This window comes from Pseudarthrobacter sp. HLT1-7, assembly GCF_059383435.1.
In genome coordinates, this window is the sequence record NZ_JBWZCH010000020.1 from 1 (window position 1) to 16,377 (window position 16,377).

Annotated in this window: 12 protein-coding genes and 1 pseudogene; 6 read left to right on the forward strand and 7 right to left on the reverse strand. The window is 62.4% G+C overall.

The features are described 5' to 3' along the window. Positions 1 to 137: 137 nt before the first annotated feature. A complete protein-coding gene (locus tag AC50X6_RS16265) occupies positions 138 to 875 on the reverse strand; it encodes a hypothetical protein (RefSeq protein WP_494967208.1) in 738 nt (245 codons plus the stop codon). Positions 876 to 1,164: 289 nt separating this feature from the next. Here AC50X6_RS16265 and AC50X6_RS16270 point away from each other — a divergent pair, with 289 nt between their 5' ends. Beyond that, a complete protein-coding gene (locus AC50X6_RS16270; RefSeq protein ID WP_494967209.1) occupies positions 1,165 to 2,745 on the forward strand; it encodes an alkaline phosphatase D family protein in 1,581 nt (526 codons plus the stop codon). A gap of 24 nt (positions 2,746 to 2,769) precedes the next feature. Here AC50X6_RS16270 and AC50X6_RS16275 read toward each other — a convergent pair whose 3' ends face one another. From AC50X6_RS16275 to AC50X6_RS16290, 4 genes are all read right to left on the reverse strand, one after another. Continuing rightward, positions 2,770 to 3,621 carry an esterase/lipase family protein gene (locus AC50X6_RS16275; RefSeq protein WP_494967210.1) on the reverse strand — a complete coding sequence of 284 codons (852 nt, stop codon included), beginning with the start codon at positions 3,619 to 3,621 and terminating at the stop codon, positions 2,770 to 2,772. A gap of 391 nt (positions 3,622 to 4,012) precedes the next feature. Continuing rightward, positions 4,013 to 4,951, reverse strand: coding sequence for a sugar ABC transporter permease (locus AC50X6_RS16280; protein WP_494967211.1), 939 nt, complete (start codon positions 4,949 to 4,951; stop codon positions 4,013 to 4,015). Then, the gene (locus AC50X6_RS16285) at positions 4,948 to 6,552 is read right to left on the reverse strand and encodes an ABC transporter permease subunit (protein ID WP_494967212.1); all 1,605 of its coding nucleotides are present in this window, start codon (positions 6,550 to 6,552) and stop codon (positions 4,948 to 4,950) included. Before AC50X6_RS16285 ends, AC50X6_RS16280 begins: the two co-directional genes overlap by 4 nt. A gap of 7 nt (positions 6,553 to 6,559) precedes the next feature. Continuing rightward, the gene (locus tag AC50X6_RS16290) at positions 6,560 to 7,891 is read right to left on the reverse strand and encodes a sugar ABC transporter substrate-binding protein (protein WP_494967213.1); all 1,332 of its coding nucleotides are present in this window, start codon (positions 7,889 to 7,891) and stop codon (positions 6,560 to 6,562) included. 216 nt (positions 7,892 to 8,107) lie between these two features. Here AC50X6_RS16290 and AC50X6_RS16295 point away from each other — a divergent pair, with 216 nt between their 5' ends. The 5 genes and pseudogenes from AC50X6_RS16295 (at position 8,108) to AC50X6_RS16315 (ending at position 13,807) form a co-directional block, all read left to right on the forward strand. Then, positions 8,108 to 9,856 (forward strand): glycoside hydrolase family 13 protein, encoded by a 1,749-nt coding sequence (locus AC50X6_RS16295; protein WP_494967214.1) that lies wholly within the window; start codon positions 8,108 to 8,110, stop codon positions 9,854 to 9,856. Further along, positions 9,844 to 10,872, forward strand: coding sequence for a LacI family DNA-binding transcriptional regulator (locus AC50X6_RS16300; protein ID WP_494967215.1), 1,029 nt, complete (start codon positions 9,844 to 9,846; stop codon positions 10,870 to 10,872). The genes AC50X6_RS16295 and AC50X6_RS16300 overlap by 13 nt, the downstream gene beginning before the upstream one ends. Positions 10,873 to 11,222: 350 nt before the next feature. Beyond that, positions 11,223 to 11,387, forward strand: a pseudogene (locus AC50X6_RS16305) (alkaline phosphatase D family protein); the annotation flags it as partial. A gap of 158 nt (positions 11,388 to 11,545) precedes the next feature. Further along, on the forward strand, positions 11,546 to 12,703 hold the full coding sequence (locus AC50X6_RS16310; protein ID WP_494967273.1) for a DNA cytosine methyltransferase: 1,158 nt from the start codon (positions 11,546 to 11,548) through the stop codon (positions 12,701 to 12,703). Between the two features lie 30 nt (positions 12,704 to 12,733). Beyond that, positions 12,734 to 13,807 carry a restriction endonuclease, SacI family gene (locus tag AC50X6_RS16315; RefSeq protein WP_494967216.1) on the forward strand — a complete coding sequence of 358 codons (1,074 nt, stop codon included), beginning with the start codon at positions 12,734 to 12,736 and terminating at the stop codon, positions 13,805 to 13,807. Between the two features lie 16 nt (positions 13,808 to 13,823). Here the strand turns inward: AC50X6_RS16315 and AC50X6_RS16320 are convergent, their stop codons facing one another. Together AC50X6_RS16320 and AC50X6_RS16325 are read right to left on the reverse strand one after the other, a co-directional pair. Beyond that, complete coding sequence (locus AC50X6_RS16320; protein ID WP_494967217.1) at positions 13,824 to 15,689, reverse strand: DEAD/DEAH box helicase; 1,866 nt, start codon at positions 15,687 to 15,689, stop codon at positions 13,824 to 13,826. 68 nt (positions 15,690 to 15,757) lie between these two features. Next, positions 15,758 to 16,360, reverse strand: coding sequence for a DUF2290 domain-containing protein (locus AC50X6_RS16325; protein WP_494967218.1), 603 nt, complete (start codon positions 16,358 to 16,360; stop codon positions 15,758 to 15,760). Positions 16,361 to 16,377 lie beyond the last annotated feature (17 nt).

The window sequence follows — 16,377 nt, forward strand, 5'->3', positions numbered from 1 at the left end:
CATCAGAAAGGTGCTTCTTTCGGCCGGTGGAACAGTGCGTCAACAACACTATTTTCCCAGCTCAGAAGCACCTTTCGTCGATTAAACACACCCTACAGGCCCCACCCTCATGAAAACCCCGGGCTAGCATGAGAACTCTAGGGCAGGGCAACGTTCACGAGTTCTGACCGGCTCCCCGTCTCCAGGTCCTCGGTAAGGACCAGCGCACCGACCCCGGGGCAGTGATACTTATGCTCGCGTGCATTCTTTTCTAGCGGCGTCCAGTCGTAGACCTTGACGCAGTCAGTGTAGGTGCCGGATTTCGTGGTGACGGTCTCGCCGGCAGCCACCGTGTCCCGTATGTCTTCCGCATGACCAGCGTAAAATTCCTGCCGGTAGGAATCGCCGACGCGCTGCTCGGCCTTCATCCAGATGCCGGCTTTTGCCCCGTCTCGTCCATGTAAAAAGCTGCCGGAGTGGTTCAACAACATCCCGTTCCAGTAGTTGTCCACGTCCTCGCCGAAGTACCATACGTCGCCGTCTTTGTGCTGCGCCAGGTAATCCCGGGTTTCCTCGACGAGCTGCCCGTTCTTGTATTCCCTATCCAGATACACCACCGTCTCCACGCCCTCTATCGTCATGGTCTCCGGCAGGATTTCGATTTCAATCCTCTCGGTGACCTTTCCTTGCTCGGTGGTCTCGTAAGTCAATTTCTTGCCGACAGGGAGGGCGAAGTATTGATTGGTTATATTGGTGGTGAAATCGGCAGGGTTGATCTGCGGGTTGTACTCCGCGGCCCTGCTCCTTCGTGTGCTGTCGAAGGCAAACAGTGCCACCCCGCCAACAACCAGCAACAGGACGATGACACCAAAGAGGATCTTGGTTCGTGGATTCATGACCTTTCCCACTCCTTCTGAGTAGAAATTCCTGCAGGGGGTCAGAGCACTGTCGCTTGCCCATGGCCATAGACAAAAGGTAGTGCAGTCCGCACTGAACCAGAACACCCTTCGCAGACTGACTTCTGGGGAGGCTGCGCCATATGATGCTGGAAAGTTTTCCTCCCCGGTCTAGAGCAGGATGAAACCGAGCCTGCAGTAACCCAGTCGACAGATCTTGTCACGCAGTTAATGGCGCGTTCACACTGTCCATAGAACCTGTCCAACAGGCCTTCGTAGGGTCGAAGGCATGGATAACATTTCACGCAGATCCGTTCTTTCCGCAGGCCTCGGGGCCGGACTCGTCGCCGCCTGGCCCGGTGCCGCCGTCGCCGCTTCCACCGCGGACGACGCCGGCCTCCGCACCGATCCGTTCCAGCTCGGCATCGCCTCCGGCGAACCGTGGCCGGACGGCTTTGTGATCTGGACCCGGCTGGCGCTGGACCCCATCGCCGGCGACGGCCTCGGCGGGATGCCCTCGCGCAAGGTTGCGGTGGCTTGGGAAGTGGCAGAGGACGCCGGCATGCGCAAGGTGGTGGCCCGCGGCGTCGAGAATGCCCGGATCGAGACCGCGCACTCGGTGCACGTGGAGCTGAAAGGCCTCCGGCCGGGACGTGAGTACTTCTACCGGTTCCGCACCGGACGGCACGTCAGCGCCGTGGGCCGTACGCTCACCAGCCCGGCGCTGCACGAGACGCCGGCGGCGCTGGCCATGGCTTTCGCCAGCTGCGCCCAGTACGAGCACGGCTACTTCACCTCCTACAGCCGGCTGGCCCAGGACCAGCCGGATCTGGTGCTGCACCTGGGCGACTACCTGTACGAGTACAAGAAGGACAGCTACGTGATCGGCGGCGGCAACCCGCGCGACCACGAAGGTCCCGAGACCTCCAGCCTGGCCGGCTACCGGCAGCGCCACGCGCAGTACAAGGCCGACGCCGACCTGCAGGCCGCGCATGCGGTCGCGCCGTGGCTGGTGGTGTGGGATGACCACGAGGTGGACAACAACTGGGCGGACGAGATCCCGGAGAATAACGACGCGGCTCAGCTGAACGACACCACCGAGCGGTTCCGGCAGCGCCGCACCGCCGCGTTCCAGGCGTACTACGAGAACATGCCGCTGCGGGCGTCATCAGTGCCGACCGGGGTCGACATGAAGATCTACCGCACCATCCAGTGGGGCCAGCTGGCCAACTTCCACATGATGGACACCCGGCAGTACCGCGATGACCAGCTCGCCGGGGACGGCTGGAAGAAGAACGTGGCCGGACGCCTCGCCGAGGACCGCACCATCACCGGCGCGGAGCAGGAAAAGTGGCTGCTGGACGGCTTCAAGAACTCCACCCAGCGCTGGGACATCCTGGGCCAGCAGGTCTTCTTCGCCGAGAAGGACAGGAACCAGGCGCCGGAGATCGACGACGTCTCCATGGACGGGTGGGACGGCTACGCCGCCTCGCGCCGCCGCATCACCCAGGGCTGGGTGGACGCCAAGGTACGCAACGCCGTCGTCCTGACCGGCGACGTGCACCGCAACTGGGCCAACGACGTCAAGGTGGACTACAAGGACCCGGCCTCGCCCGTGGTGGGCTCGGAACTGGTGTGCACATCGATCTCGTCCACCGGTAACGGCACTGGCTCCACCACGGACCCGGTGCAGGCCTGGAACCCGCACCTGAAGTTCTACAACGACAACCGCGGCTACGTGAACACGAAGATCACCAAAGACGCGATGACCGCCGACTTCCGGGTGCTGGACTACGTCACGACGCCGGGATCCCCCGTACGCACCAAGGCCTCCTTTGAGATCCGGGACGGGGTGCCGGGGTTGCAGTAGCGCCACTCCCCAGTCCGGCGCCTCTTACAAGACGCAGTTGGGCTGGTACGCCGGATCAGCAGGCCCCGACACCATTCCCAATGCCTGGGCCACGAGCTGGTGTACCACGGGGTCGTTGGGCGTCTGGTCATGTTCGATCGGGTCGGCCGGGCATTTGTCCTGGATGGTGATGTTGGTGACCTGCCGCGCCGGCCCGTTGAGGAACTGGCTGTTGTAGGGGATGACCACTTCGTCGTTCACCGTGGAGATGACGGTGTAGGAGGGTCCCGCAACCGTATCGCCGATGGAGTTGAGCTTCTGCATAAAAGCCGATCCCGCCTGCTGGTCTGCGCAGGCGGCACAGCCCACGCCGGTGTAGTTGGGGTCCGGGACAGCGCCCGGCTGCGGGACGATTACACCTTCGGTGCCGTGGTTGGAGGGTGCGATCCCGATGAGGTGGTGGACGTTCTTGGCGCCGCCGAGGAAGCCCATGTAGTAGCGGGGCATCATGCCGCCCTGGCTGTGGCCCACAAGATCCACCTTCTTGGCGCCGGTGGCGGCACGCACTTTGTCCACGAACGGCGCGAGTTGTTGTGCCGAATCGGCGACCGGCGCGGTGGCATACACGCCGTTGGTCTCGCCGTAGTTGAGGGCGAAGACGCAGTACCCGGCGCTCTTGAGGTAGGGCGAGAGGGTGGACCAGTTCTTGTCCATGCTCTCAAAAGTTCCGGGCACCAGGATGACCGGATACGGATGCTCGGCGCTTGGTTTGCAGGACCAGTCGTTGGCGCCCGGCGGGGAAAGCTCAACAGGTCCCGCATGGGCGGGGGCCACGGCCAGGGAGCCGGCCAGGACGGCAGCGGCAGCGGTGGACAGGACTTTGGTGAGCAGTGACATTGAAACCTCTTTGTTCGTGTGTCAGCGGGCTGCGGGCCAGCAGGAATTCCTGTGCTGAGAGTCAGCCAGGGTTGCCCGGATACTCAACAGTAGGCAGCCCGGAGCCCGATGCGGCTACAGATTTGCACGGATGTGCACGAAAACCGGTTCCGCGGCCGAACACCTGTCCACCCTGAAATGACGCTCCCCCGCGACCCAAAGCTACTGGTCAGTACGTGCTTTTCGCCTTCGGGCAGCCTGGGAAAACGGCCAGCCTCGCCTGCACAAACGTTCATTGCAGGGAACAAACATCCGGCGCACAGTAACCCGGGCATTCGGATGAGTGCCCGCGCCCTGACCGCGTGAACGCCGCTCCAGCGGAAGTTACTGCGTCATGCCCCGGTAGTAAGTCCTACTTCACTGATCCGGCGGTGAGGCCGCCCACGATGAATTTCTGCAAGTACAGGAACAGGAGGAGCACCGGCAACGCGATCATGACCGAACCTGCCGCGAAGACACCGAGGTTGTTGCTGCGGTCCCCGGCGATGATCCCGAACATGCCCACCGCGAGGGTCTTCACGCCGTTGTCCGTGAGGAAGATGCTCGCCAGGATGTATTCGCCGATCACCGCCACGAAGACCAGCAGGCCGGTGACGGCCAGGACGGGACGGATCAGGGGCAAAATGATGCTGGTGAAGGTGCGGAAGTGCCCGGCACCGTCAATCCGGGCGGCCTCGTCAAGTTCGTGCGGGATGGAGTCAAAAAATCCCTTGATGAGCCAGACCTGTCCCAAGGCGCCGCCCATCAGCACCAGCGCGTAGCCGGAGAGTGTGTTCAGGCCGATGCCCGGGATGACCTTGCCGAAGTTCGCGATCATCAGGAAGAGCGCCACCACGGCGAGGAACTGCGGGAACATCTGGACCAGGAGCAGCGCCAGCAGTCCGCCGCGCCGTCCGTAGAAACGGAAGCGGGAGAAGGCGTAGGCGGCCAGGGTGCTCAGGATTACCTGTGCCACGGATACCACGGTGCACAGGATCAGCGTATTGAGGTACCACGCGCCGAACGGACCCTTGGATCCGCCCAGCAGCGTCTCGAAGTTCACCAGGCTGAAGGTCCGCGGAATGATTTCCGTGGTGGCCACGCTTCCAAGGGGGTTGAAAGCGGCGGAGACGATGTAGAGCACCGGAAAACCCGCGAACGCGACGCCGGCGAGGCCCACAATGTGGCGCCAGCCGACCTCGCGCCACCAGCGCCTGCCGCGGGGCACCTCCAGGCCGTTCTTCCGGACCCGCATCCGGGTGCTGGTGGCGGCGGCGTCGTCGGGCGTTGTCTTGGTGAGTGTGCTGGTCATCGCACGTCCTCCAGGGCTTTGGTGTAGCGGAACTGGATGCCTGCGAGCACTGCCGTGACAATGAACAGGACTACGGAAATGGCAGAGGCGAAGCCGAACTCGGCACCCGCGCCGCCGAAAGCGATCCGGTAGGCGCCGCTGATCAGGATGTCCGTGGCACCGATCTGTCCGCCGCCGTTCGGGAAGGGTCCGCCGCCGGTCACCAGCTGGATGACGTTGAAGTTATTGAAGTTGAACGCGAAAGACGAGACCAGCAGGGGCGCCACCGCAACCAGCAGCAGCGGGAACTGTACCTGCGTGAACGTCGTCCAGCCGCTGGCGCCGTCGATCTTCGCCGCTTCCGCAACATCCTGCGGGAGCGCCTGCAGGGCGCCGGTGGCAATCAGGAACATGTACGGGAATCCTACCCACAGGTTGGTCAGCAGCACGGCGATCTTCGCGAGGAGAGGGTCGCCCAGCCAGTCAATCTTCGCACCGCCGAGCATGGAGTTGATGAGCCCGAAGTCCTTGTTATAGAAGCTTTGCCACACGATGAAGGAGATGAACACCGGGATGGCGTAGGGAATGATCATCACCGCGCGGTAGAACTTCAGCCCGCGCACGCGCGGGTCATTGAGCGCACCGGCCAGAAGGAGGCCGACGACGAAGGTGCTCCCCACGGACCCGACGGCAAAGACCAGCGTCCAGACGAAGGATCCCAGCAGGGAGTCGCGGATCTGGGGGTCGGTGAACAGCCTGGCGTAGTTATCGAAACCGACGTTGCGTTCCCAGCTCTGGTCAAAGCCCTTGGCACCGCTGGCATCGGCGAAGTATTCACGGTCACCGAATTTCTGGACCGTGAAGACCTTCCCGGTGGCGGAATCGGTGATGCTGTCGCTGGCGGCGTCGTACTTCAACGTCTGGATGCCTTCGAAGGCCCTGTTGATGCCTTGGGCGCGGATGGCGCCCTTGTCCGTGGGAACGGTCACGCTGCTGACCTTGGTGCCAGCGGCATTAACCTCCTTGCCCGTGAGGATCGTGTAACCCGGAGCCTGCTTGACGAATCCGCCGGCTACTGCGGCGTCGGCTCCGGCGAGTGGTTTGAGTCCGTCGGCGTCTCCGGTATAGATCTCCTGCGAGGCCTTGTCCACCAGGAAGAAGATGAAGGGCCCGTCCGTCGTCGAGCCTTTTGTCCCCACGGAGAGGTTGTAGGTCTTCGAATCAGGCGCCTGTGTGACGGAATTCTGCACGATCGTGGCGACCGTGTCTTCCTTGGAGCCGCGGGTTCCGTCGCCGGAGTTTGTGAAGGACAGCTGCGCGGTGGAAATTATCGGCAGGAGCACAAAGACGGTGAGCAGCAGAGTGCCGGGAAGCAGATACTTCAGCGGCACCAGGCGCCGGGTCGAGTAGACGGCGATGAGGCCTGCCACGCCGATCCAGAGTCCGGTGAGCATGCCCCACTGCTCGCCCGCCAGAAGGAGCGGGGTCAGGGAGATGGCGGCGCCAAGGGCAGCGCCGAGGCCGAGGATCTTTGCCAGCAGGGCGGGAACTGACGTGGTGGAGCCCAGCGAAAGACTGGGCCCCACCACCTTTCCCGTTTTCTTCAGAGTTCGGGTAGCCATCGGGAAATTACTTCAGCGCACCGGCGATGGTGTTGCCGGCTTGTGTCATGGTCTCGGCCGGGTCGGCGCCGCCTACGATGGCTGTTTCTGCCTGGCCCAGTGGCGCCCAGACAGCGGCCATCTGGGGAAGCGATGGCATCGGGATGCCGGCTGCGGCGGCTTCAGCGGCTACCTTGGTATCCGGGTCGGCTTTGGCAACCTCGTCAATCAGGGCAGCAATTGCCGGCGGAATGTGGTCCGCCTCGTAGAGCGCGCGCTGGGTCTCCTTCTGGGAAGCAACGGTCTGCACGAAGGTCTCGGCAAAGGACTTGTTCTTGCCTTTGGACGCGACGTAGAAAGCCTGGACGCCGGTAAACGGCTGGGCCGGCTTCATGCCTGCGAACCCGGGGATGGGGCTCAGCGCGTAGTCGATGCCGGCCTTTTTGATGTCACCCAGCGCCCAGGGGCCGTTGATCATAAACGCGGTCTTGCCCTGGTTGAACAGCGCACTCGAGTTGTCGGCGCTGACGGACGTGCTAAGCACCTTGGAACCCTTCTCGCCGAGCTCACCGATCTTCTTGGCAGCAGCGAGGGAGCCTTCCTTGCCTACGCCCAGATCCGAGGGATCAAAGCTGCCGTCGGCTTTCTTGCCGAAGAGGTATCCTCCGGCCGAGGAAAAGATCGGCTGCATGAAGTAAGCGTCCTTGGGGCCCACCTGAAGATTGAGTGCCCGCTCGGCTTTTCCTGACTCAACTGCCGCCTGTCCTGCGGCGATGAGTTCTTCGAAGGATTTCGGCTCTACGGGCGCCAGGGCCTTGTTGCGGATCAGCACCAGTGATTCAACCGAGGCCGGCATCCCGTAGGTCTGCCCGTTGTAGGTCACCGCGTCCGTTGCAACCGGCAGGAACGCCTTCTTCTGCTCGGCGGTGATCTGCACGGGGTCGATGGAGCCGTTCTGGACCATGTTGCCGATCCAGTCGTGGGCACCGATGACCACGTCGGGGCCGTTCCCGGACGAGTTGGCGGTGACAAAGTTGGTCTGGAGCTCCGTCGCGACCGCCTGGACGGCCACGGTAATGCCGTTGTCTTTGCCGAACTTATCGGCGATCGGCGTCAGTGCCTGAACCACCGCGCCGTTGGCCCAGATGACCAGGTCCGCGTCGCCGCGGACGGGCGCCGCGTCGGAAGCCGAGGGTGCGGCGGCCGCCGTCGGGCTTTCCGAGGGCGTGGCGGTCGCGCTGCCGGCAGGAGCACCGCCGCCGGAGCAGCCGGAGGCGAGGAGCATGAGGGAAACGGCAGCGGCCGTGGTGAGTGATGCCCTGGCCCTCCGGGTCGAGGACTTGACAAGAGATGTGCGCACCGATGCGCCTCCTTTATAAAATGGGCATTTGCCCTCTGCTGTATCCGCGGCTTTCGACCTCTGGAAGTGATTCCAGGGCCGGACCGGGTGAGACAAGTCACTACTGTAAGCGATTCCACAAAAAACGTCCACTGTCCCCGAAAATGACCCGGCATCATGCAAACACTGAGTGGAAGCCGTTCCAGAAATTTCATCAACCCGGCTACCATTGCCCACATGAGTGAAACAATCGCCCCTGACGTGCCCCGCCTCTCCCCCGCCCGGCTGGTGCCTGTTCACCCCGCTGACGAAGGTTCGCAGTGGTGGCGGTCATCGGTGATCTATCAGATTTATCCGCGCTCGTTCAGGGACCTGAACGGCGACGGAGCGGGAGACCTGCCCGGCATTACCGCCGAGCTGCACCATCTCGCCGAACTCGACATCGACGCCGTCTGGCTGTCCCCCTTTTACGTCTCGCCGCAGCGCGACGGCGGCTACGATGTGGCGGACTACTGCGACGTCGATCCGCTGTTCGGAACCCTCACAGACTTTGACGCACTGGTCACACGGGCGTCTTCGCTGGACATCAAGGTCATCGTGGACCTCGTGCCCAACCACTGTTCCTCGGACAACGCACTCTTCCAGGCCGCGCTCAAGGCCGGCCCCGGCAGCCGGGAACGGGACATGTTCATCTTCCGGGACGGACGCGGCAAGGACGGCAGCCGTCCGCCGAACAACTGGCAGTCCCACTTCAGCGGATCAGCCTGGACCAGGATCACGGAGCCATCCGGGGAGCCTGGCCAGTGGTACGTGCACCTTTTCGACTCCTCCCAACCGGACTTCAACTGGGACAACCCCGCAGTCCGCGCCGAATTCGAACGCATCCTGCGCTTCTGGCTGGACAGAGGAGTGGCCGGCTTCCGCGTGGACGTGGCACATGCCCTGATCAAAGCCAAGGACCTTCCGGACTGGCATGGCCGGGCGGACGGCGTGAGCACCGATGACTACCCCGGCCACCTTGCACCCATGTTCGGCCAGCCCGAAATCCACGACATTTACCGCCGCTGGCGCGAGGTCCTGGCCGAGTACGACGGCGAGCGCATCCTCTGCGCCGAAGCCAGCATCGACCCGCTGTCCCGGCTGACCGACTGGGTCATGCCCGACCAGATGCACCAGGCCTTCAACTTCGCCTACCTCGGTACGCCGTGGGACCCCGCCGCGCTGCGCTCAGTCATCGAGAGTTCGCTGCGGATGTTCGACTCCGTCGGCGCACCCACCACGTGGGTACTGTCCAACCACGACGTCGTCCGGCACGCCACCCGGTTCGGCATCACCTCGCCGTCGTCCCGCCCGGGTGACGGCCTCGGCGCCGAGGACGTCCAGCCTGATGCTGAGCTGGGCCTGCGCCGTGCCGCCGCCGCGTCGATGCTTATGCTTGCGCTGCCCGGCGGGGTTTACCTGTACCAGGGTGAGGAACTGGGCCTGCCGGACCACACCACCATGGACCACGGGTTCCGCCAGGATCCCAGCTTCCGCCGGACCGCCGGCGAGCGGATCGGCCGCGACGGCTGCCGGATCCCGCTGCCCTGGGACGCAGCGGCCCCGGCTTTCGGCTTCAGCGGCACCGGGGACGCGTGGCTGCCCCAGCCTACGGACTGGGCCCAACTTTCCCGGAATATCCAGCGTGCGGACCCGTCTTCCGTGCTGTCGCTGTACCGCCGGGCCCTGCGTCTCCGCCGGGCCGAGAGCCTCGGTGCGGGCTCCCTGGACTGGCTGTCGGCATCCATCGGAACGGACTGCATCGCCTTCGTCAACAACGGAGTACTGGTCATGATGAACATGGGCAAGGAGCCTGTGGACCTGCCAGGCCTTGAGGTACTGCTGTCCACGGATGATCGGCCGTCCGGTCAGCGTAAGCTGGGACCCGCGCACTGCGTCTGGCTGCGTACGGACCCAAGGGGCACAGAGGATCAGTGGCAGGAATAAAAGACGTTGCGCGCCTGGCCGGGGTTTCTCCGGCCACGGCGTCGCGTGCGCTGAGCGGCAACGGCAGCGTCTCGGCCCGGGCGAGGCAGGCCGTCACCAGCGCGGCCAGCGAACTGGGCTTCATAGGGTCCTACCATGCTTCCAGCCTGGCGACAGGACGCAGCCGGAACGTGGGGCTGGTCCTCCCCTATGTCAACAGCTGGTACTTTTCCACGCTGCTGGAAGGCGCCAGCGCCGCCCTCATGGACGCCGGCTACGACCTCACCCTGTACGACTTCCAGGGCGACCGCTACCGCGAAACCGTGTTAGGCGACTTCCTCCTTCGCAAACGGCTCGACGGCGTCATCGCAGTCTCCCTGCAGCTCAACGAACACGAAGTAAAGCAGATCCTCTCGGCCGGCATACCCGTGGTGGGGGTGGGCGGACCCCTCCCCGGCATGGCAACAATCAGGACCGATGACCCCGGCATCGGCAGGCAGGCCACCGAGCACCTGATCAGCCTCGGCCACACCAGGATCGCGCACATCGGCGGCGAACACGAAGTGGGCCGGTACTTCAAGATTTCCACCGGCCGCCGCGTCGGCTACGAGGAAGCCATGGCCGACGCCGGCCTGCCGCTGCGCGATGCGTGGTCACTCGTCTCCGATTACACGCTCAACGACGCCTACGCCCAGGCCAAGCACCTGCTCGCCAATGCAGCCGAACGGCCCACAGCCATCTTCGCCGCCTCCGACGAAATGGCGGCCGGGGCACTCCTCGCCGCCCGCGATCTGGGACTGAGGATCCCAGACGAGCTCTCCGTGATCGGTGTGGACGGCCACGAGATGGGCGAAGTCCTTGGCCTGACCACCATCGACCAGTTCGCCCGCCAACAAGGCACCCGGGCAGTCGATCGGCTGCTGGCCCAGCTCAAACCCGGATCTGAACCGACGGAGCCAGCCGACGAACTCGTTCAAACCCGCTTCATCGTCCGTTCCAGCACCGCCGCACCCTATGTCAGAGCGCGCAGCCGCTAACTTGGTGCAGAAGTGGGACGGCGAAGTTCCGGGAGGCCGGGGTTGCCGTTGAGGTGGCGGCTGGTTCGAGGTGAGGCCGCGGATTACTCACGTCAGCGCCACCACGGACAGGCTCCCGTCTGCCGGGAAGTCCATCGGCGGCAGCAGCCTGCACGTCTGGGCGCCAGCGCGAGAATCATCGGGGCGATGGGCGAGAACGCTTCCGGCCGGCTGATGCTGGACGCCCTGGGACGCGCCGGTGTGGACACTTCGGCCGCCGCCGTGCTCGACGTCGACGCGACGGCACGGCGCTGATCGTGGTGGAGCCAAGGGCCAACTCCAGGTTCTCGTCGGAGGGCCCGCAGTTCGGTTCCGGCGACGGCTGGAAGAAGAACGTGGCCGGACGCCTCGCCGAGGACCGCACCATCACGGGCGCGGAGCAGGAGAAGTGGCTGCTGGACGGCTTCAAGAACTCCACGCAGCGCTGGGACATCCTGGGCCAGCAGGTGTTCTTCGCCGAGCGGGACCGGAGTCGGCCGTGAATCCGGACGGGCTATTTTGTCGCGGACACCTGAGACAATGGCTTGTCTGCTTAAACCGCTCGCCCAGCCCGTCCGTAGGATCGTTGGAGCGTGGCGCGTTAGACCAATTTTCTAGGGAGTTAAGTTTGCTGAGTGATCCTCGTTTACCTGTAGTGAGCCTATTTTCGGGAGCGGGCGGTCTCGATTATGCCGTTGAGCGAGCGGCCGACGAGCCCCTCAACGCGTCGAAGGCGGGAGTCCAACCCGTGAGAATAGCGGTTGCCACCGACTACGAAGAGTCCGCGTTAGTGACACTCCGAGCCAACATGCCCGAGACTGCAACAGTCTGTGGAGACATTCGAACCACGAGCACACGCGATTTGCTGAGCGTGGGCGGGCTTTCAGCCGGTGATCCTGTGCTAGTCATCGGTGGTCCCCCGTGCACACCATTCAGCAAGTCGGGTTTTTGGATCAAAGAAAAAAGGGAAAGCAGAGACCCTAACGCCTCCCTGCTAGACGAATATGTGCGCGTGGTGCGAGAATCCCGGCCAGAAGCATTCATCCTTGAGAATGTCCAAGGACTCACCTACAAGACCCATCGAGCACAGCTCGATCGATTGCTCGCAGCGATGACAGATCTTGGCTACAATCCCCAGTGGAAAGTTCTCGTGGCGGCCGATTTTGGCATTCCTCAGCTTCGTCGGCGAGTGTTCATTGTGGGCCGGCGCGACGGAAAGACGTTCCGGTTTCCAAAACCCACACATTCGGGATGGAGCGAGCGGGATCGAAAGACGGACCTCTCAAAGATTCCCTACGTGACTGCGAGGGAGGCTCTACTCGGTCTCCCCTCCGATCCTGAACCTGAGGAAATGGTCGAGGGAGAGTTCGCTGATCTCGCTGCTCAAGTACCTCCGGGGCAAAACTACCTCTGGCACACAGATCGATACGATGGGCAAAATGTCTTCAAGTGGCGAAGCAGATACTGGACGTTCCTGCTCCGCCTGGATCCGGACCGCCCGTCTTCTACTATTCAAGCTCAGCCCGGTCCATGGGTCGGTCCGTTTCATTGGGAAAATGTCTACAGTTCAGACGGTAATCCCCGGGCGCGACGACTGCGCTTGCCAGAAATGCTGCGGTTGATGTCATTCCCCGACACGTTCAAGGTCGTAGGCTCACGCTTAGATGCTCAGCGACAGCTAGGCAACGCGGTACCCGTGGAACTAGGTAAGGTGGTAGCGCGAGCGCTACTGACTCAACTTGGTTATTTGGGCGCCGACGCCGAGCGCGATTCTGATTCAGCCGAACAATTGATATTCAGCCTACCAGGCTAGACCGACCGTATATATTAGGAGTTTTCCAACTTGGGAATACAAATTGACTTAACACTTGCTAAGACGTGCCTGGACGCTGCGGCGAGGCGCGCGCTTTCCGACGAGTCGTTACCGATGCAGTGGTCGGAATTCTCCGCTCAAACATTTGATATGTCATCCAAGACCTATGCAGTTGCCCTTGGTACCGCTCTCCTCGCCCGATCTGTAGATTCGCGGGCCGATCCGCTTTCCATCAAGGCACAGTATTCGGAATACAGCTACAGCTCGCGGACTTTGGGGCACTCAGTCCTAGTTCCAGGAGCACAGAGGCTCGGTTTTTCCATCCGCGCCCGAGGCCGAGAGCCCCTGAACAACCAACCCTTTTTTCGATACGACCATATGTCGCTCATCGATCGAGTGAGAAACCGTGACCAACACGACGCCTTCGTAGGGCAACTCGGCAACCTCGCTCAAGCCAATGCTGAAGAAGCCCAATCGGCCCTGGCCGCGTACCTGAGAGTCGCCTACAATCACCATCAAGGCATTCCCGCATACGAGCCCTCGGCCCACACCATGGACATCGGCGTGATCTTCTCAATTGCACGTGACTATCTACGACCAGGTGTTCCAGAACGGCCAAAACGTCTCCAAGCGCTTGCGGCAGCTGCTTTGGACGTAGCTCATGGCGACGTTGGAACACGAAAAATCAATGACCCATCCCGAGATTTTCCCGGCGACATCCAGGTGTACGATGACCAAAAGCCCTTCCTGGCGGTAGAAGTACGTGGGAAATCCGTTCCAGCTGGCGAAGTTCTGGCGTTCGCGCACGCGTGTGCTCGCGCCGAAATATGGACCGCAGCGATTGTTGTCGATTGGCCGGGTCATGTACCACTCGATGTGACTGAACTGGGCACCCAAGCATTCAACGACACCGGGGTAATACTCTCAGTATTTGAAAGCTTTGATGCACTTATGAACCTGATTTTCGGATGGCCGGTCAACGGAAGATCCGTAAGCATTGAACGCTTCGTAAACTCCAGCATTATCAGACTCGAAGAAATAGAGACTAGCCGCGCCTCAATGAAGGAATGGGTGGAGCTCCTCCGAAACAATATTGACGGATAGTCAGCGTCCGATGACGTCAAGACCGCAGACTAGGCTTTCGCGGTTCGTTGAAGAGGTCGACGGCGAAGATGCAGTTGATCTCCCGTGTGCGGAGCCGTTCCAGGGCCGCTGCGCGGGCGGCGTCGTCGGTGCTCCCGTCAACGGCAACGGACTTGATGCCGGCGCGGTTGAACACCAGCGCCATGTAGTGGGCGTGCTGGACGGAGACGCAGAAGCCGATGGCCCGCATCTGGTCCGTGCTGGTGACCTTGTCACGCAGTTCGCGGATCACCTTGGCGGCGCGGGCGTCGTTGCCGGTGTAGAGGTTGCTCAGCTGCGCGGTGTCGTAGTTGCCGCGCTTCCACTCCAGCTGGCTCAGGTCGACGTCGTCCGAGACGCCGAAGTAGTGGAACGGCACCAGCAGGTCGGCGTCCAGGGCATCCCAGAGGCGCAGTTCGCTGGCGGTGCGGCCGTCGAAGAACTGCCTGGCGACGTCGACGCCGTCGCCGCGTTCCGGCGTCGCGGTCAGTCCGAGGAGCTGCTGCGGCTGGAGGTGGTCCAGCAGCCGGCGGTAGGTGGGAGCCATGGCGTGATGGAATTCGTCGATGACCACGACGTCGAAAAAGTCCGGTTCCAGTTGTTCGATGCCGAGGGATGACAGCGACTGGACGGAGGCGAAGATGTGCTTCCACTGCCGGGGCTTGTGCTCCCCGACGTAGAGTTCGCCGAAGGCACCGTCCTGCATGACGTCGCGGTAGGTGCGCATGGCCTGTTTGAGGATTTCCTGGCGGTGGGCCACGAAAAGCAGTTTCAGATCGCGGCCTGCAGTTTCGCAGAGTTGCTTGTAGTCCAGCGCGGCGACGACGGTCTTGCCGGTGCCGGTGGCTGAGACGACGAGGTTGTGGTTGAAGCCCTTGAGCCGTTCGGCTTCCAGGTCCTCAAGCATCTCCTCCTGGTGGAGGTAGGGCTGGACTTCGAGGCCGGTGGCTGCCCCAGGGATGGCGCTGCGCCGGCCGCCGTTTCGTTCCAGGGCGGCGTCCAGTTTTTCGCCGTCGCGTTCGGGATCGTAGTTCTGGAAGGCGCGCTGGGCCCAGTAGCTGTCGAAGGTGACCTCGAACTTCTGCAGCAGAGCGGGCGTGCCGACCGAGCTGAGCCGGACGTTCCATTCCAGTCCGTCCAGGAGGGCAGCCTGGCTGAGGTTGGAGCTGCCGACGTAGGCGGTGTCGAAGCCGGATTTCCGGCGGAACAGCCAGGCCTTGGCGTGCAGGCGGGTGGCCTGGGTTTCGTAGCTGATCTTCACTTCCGCGCCGTAACGCGTGACGAGCTCGTCGATGGCGCGGCGTTCCGTGGCGCCCATGTAAGTCGTGGTGATGACGCGGAGTTTGGCTCCGCGTTCCTTGAGTTCCTCAAGCGCCGGATGGAGCAGGCGGAGGCCTGTCCAGCGGACAAAAGCGCACAGAAAGTCCACCGTGTTGGCCGACTCGATCTCGGTCCGAAGCTCCGCGGCAAGGTTCGGATCGTCTTTGCTGTTGGTAAGTAGAGCCGAATCGCTGAGCTTGGTGGTGGGGCGGCGCAGGTTGCGGCGTTTGAGAGAGTCAGGGCGGTGCAGGGACTGGAGCTGACTTGGGCCGTCTGCGATGCGGTCCGTGGTGTTCAGTTCTTGGAGGAGCTTGTTCGCGAGGTGCACGCGCTCCGCTGGTTTCGTTGCTTCGAGGGCTTGGCGGACGGCTTCCGCGACGTGGCGGGAAAGGATGTCCGGGCCATCGTCGTCCTCAAAGTCTGCGAATATCGGCTGCAACTCTGCTGCTTGGACCAGGCGTGCGCCGAGTAGTTCCGTGCTGAACAGTTCGTACAAGCCCTCCGGCAGCTTCGCCTCTGCCCTTCCCCCAATGAAATTAGTCACTGCGCCAGGCCATGGCTCGTCCGGACAAATGCGAGTCGGATCAGGGGTCCTCGGCGTTGTTCTGGTCGTCACCACCGGAGATGGAGTCCGAGCCCCTCCTCCGGGGACAGGCAATCGGTGCCCAGAGAACCAAAAGCCAGAGCCTCAAAAAAGTCTCCGTGGAGAACGTGAAGCTTCGGATAGAAGTGGCGGTAGACGAAATCCACAAATCTTCCGACTCGAATCGGCGCAGAACAAGCGATCCGACATGTCGAAGAGTTGATCGTCAAGTGCGACGCAGGGTGGCCAGGCTTCGCCTGGCCTGGTGCGAAATCAAATCGCAGAGGAGAACGCAACCTTACATCGCCCAGCTTCTCAAGCTTATAGAGCTCCACGGCATCGCCCGGAGTCATTTCCAGCATGATGCCAGAATCAATATCAAAGGGACACGGGACGTATGCCAACCGATGACCTGACACCTCACCCTCGTCGAAATCATAGGAAATTTGGAGGAGAGAACCATCCATTAATATGGCAGAGTAGTGTCCATCTACTATCCATTGATGATATTGGTCGATGGTCGGGTCACCCCTGTGAGTAAGAAAACCGTTTCCCTTCCCTGCAGCCCAAGATATCGTACTTACCGTCTTTGACACAGCATTGGTAAAATATGCCAACTTCTTCTTCTGCATATAATCTAGGATATTTT